The organism is Streptomyces sp. 150FB (assembly GCF_000818195.1).
In the GTDB taxonomy this organism is placed as follows: Bacteria; Actinomycetota; Actinomycetes; order Streptomycetales; family Streptomycetaceae; genus Streptomyces.
In genome coordinates, this window is the sequence record NZ_JTHL01000001.1 from 730,059 (window position 1) to 732,160 (window position 2,102).

The window sequence follows — 2,102 nt, forward strand, 5'->3', positions numbered from 1 at the left end:
ACCGCTCCATCAGCGCGTCCGAGCCGAGGAACTGCTCCAGCCCGGCCCGCCTCGGCTCGCGCGCCGCGGAACCCGCCCCGGAGCCCGGCCCCGGCCCGGACCACGGGAACGGCAGCATGGCCGCCTCGCCCGCGGCCCCGTTGGCCCCGCGCATCAGCCGGCCGTCCAGCACGATCCCCACGCCGATCTTCACGCCCACCTGGATGTACGCGAACATCTGCTGGTTACGGGCCACCCCGAAGCGATGCTCGGCGACAGCGGCGCAGTTGACGTTGTTCTCCACGGTCACCGGCACCCCGGCGGGCACCGCCAGGGCGTCGGTGAGCCGCCCCGTACCGTCCGGCCGCAGGCTGCCCTCACGCCCGGTGTCGGGCAGGGTCGGTGCGGCGATCACCACCTCGCGCAGCGGCCCGTGGCGCCCGGCGACTTCGGCGCGCACCGTGCCCACCACGCCTGCGGCGGCCTCGGCGGCCTCGGGGGTGACGGTGGGATGGCCGGAGGGAAGTCGCTGCTCGGCGGAGCCGATCTCCCGGCCGTCCAGCGTGTACGCCGCCGCCCTGACGCCGGTGGCCCCGATCTCGACGCCGAGGACATGGCCGGCGCCGGCCGCCAGTGAATAGAGGACGGCGCTGCGCCCGGTGGCGCCGCGTGAGCTGCCCTGTCCGGCCACCAGGCCCAGCCGGGACAGCTCCGCCATGGCCACCGACATGGTGGGACGGGACAGCGCCAGCAGCGCCCCGAGCTGGGGGCGGGTCGCCGGGCCGTCGACGGCCAGCGCCCGCAGCACCGACCGCGCGCTGGCGGGCAGGTCGAAGCGGTCGACGGCGGCGGTTGTTTCCATCGTGTCCCTCGTCAGGCGGGCCGCGCCCGGTGCGGGGCTGCCCGGTGTCTCCGGTTCGTGCTTCTGGTGAAGCAAAGTTACCGGATCAACCTCTCCGCGCACCCCTGTGTTCGGCTGGTTAACGAACAGCCTGCTTAACCAGCACAGGGATGCGCGGAGGAGCCGTGGTCGCGGCCACGAGGGAGGTCGGGTCAGGCGGCGGGGCCCCCAATCGTACGGGCGTTGCCCAGCGGCCAGCGGGTCGACCAGGACGCGATGTCCTCGTCGGCGACACCGGCGGTCCACAGCACGGACTGGCGCAGCAACTGCCGGAACCACGGGTTGCCCCAGGCGCGGGAGTCATGGCCGAGGGCCGTGTAGCAGACCCGGCCCGCTCCGTGGGTACGGGCGTAGGCGACCGGTTCCGGTCCCTGCGGGGTGTCGCGCTCGGCCAGGATGTCGAGGTCCTCGTTGATGTCGATCAGGTAGTACTCGTCGTCGATGGCGAAGTCGCCCAGATGACGGGTGACGGGGTGGCCGGGGTGGACACGTACGTCGAAGCGCCCCTCGGACCCGGCGTCGCCGTGCGAGAGGTACCGGGAGCCGACGAGGTCGATGGCGGTCCTGTCGGCCTCGGGACCGCCGGGACCCAGGCCGAAGAGGTTGCTCGCGTGGACGACGACCAGCCCCTTGCCCCCGGCGACCAGGTCGGACAGCGCCTGCTGCTGCGCAGCGTCGAACCGGGGCCCGGAGAGGTAGAGCACATAGACGTCGGCCTCGGCGGTCGCGGGCATCGGGTCGGTGAACCGGCTGATGCCGACGCCGCGCGCGGCGGGGATGCCCGCCTCGGTGACGATCTCCTGGAGCGCCAGGGCGGCGCCGATCAGGTCGTGGTGGAGGTCGGTTCCGTCGACCAGCACCAGAGCGGAGGGGATGGCTCGCAGCTTCAAGGGTTCTACCTCCGATGAGGACGGGAGTGGGGTTTCCGATGTCTGGTGTCCGGGTGTCCGGTGTCCGGCAGTCACACGGCCGGTGCCACGCCTCCACCCGCTTCGTGTCTCCTGCGGGCGAGGACCACTCCCCCCGCCACCGGCTGTACGTCCAGCAGCCGCAGGGTCAGTGCCGGATGCGTCAGTGCCAGCCGCGCCCGGAGCGCCTCGGCGAGCCGGGGCTGTCCCGCGATCACACTGCCGGCGGCCACCACGGTGTCGCCGGCCGCTCCCCGGGCGACCAACCGGCTGACGAGCAGCGCCAGTTGGCCCGCAGCCTCGTCGACGACACC

Annotated in this window: 3 protein-coding genes; all 3 read right to left on the minus strand. The window is 73.4% G+C overall.

What is annotated here, in order from left to right; translation table 11 throughout:
• A partial coding sequence (locus tag QR77_RS03020; RefSeq protein WP_052488496.1) for an ROK family transcriptional regulator occupies nt 1–841 on the minus strand: 841 nt, incomplete at its 3' end.
• 191 nt (nt 842–1,032) lie between these two features.
• A complete protein-coding gene (locus QR77_RS03025; RefSeq protein ID WP_052488497.1) occupies nt 1,033–1,770 on the minus strand; it encodes a ThuA domain-containing protein in 738 nt (245 codons plus the stop codon).
• Between the two features lie 71 nt (nt 1,771–1,841).
• Nucleotides 1,842–2,102 (minus strand): hypothetical protein (locus QR77_RS03030; RefSeq protein WP_040019522.1); only part of this gene is annotated, 261 nt, incomplete at its 5' end.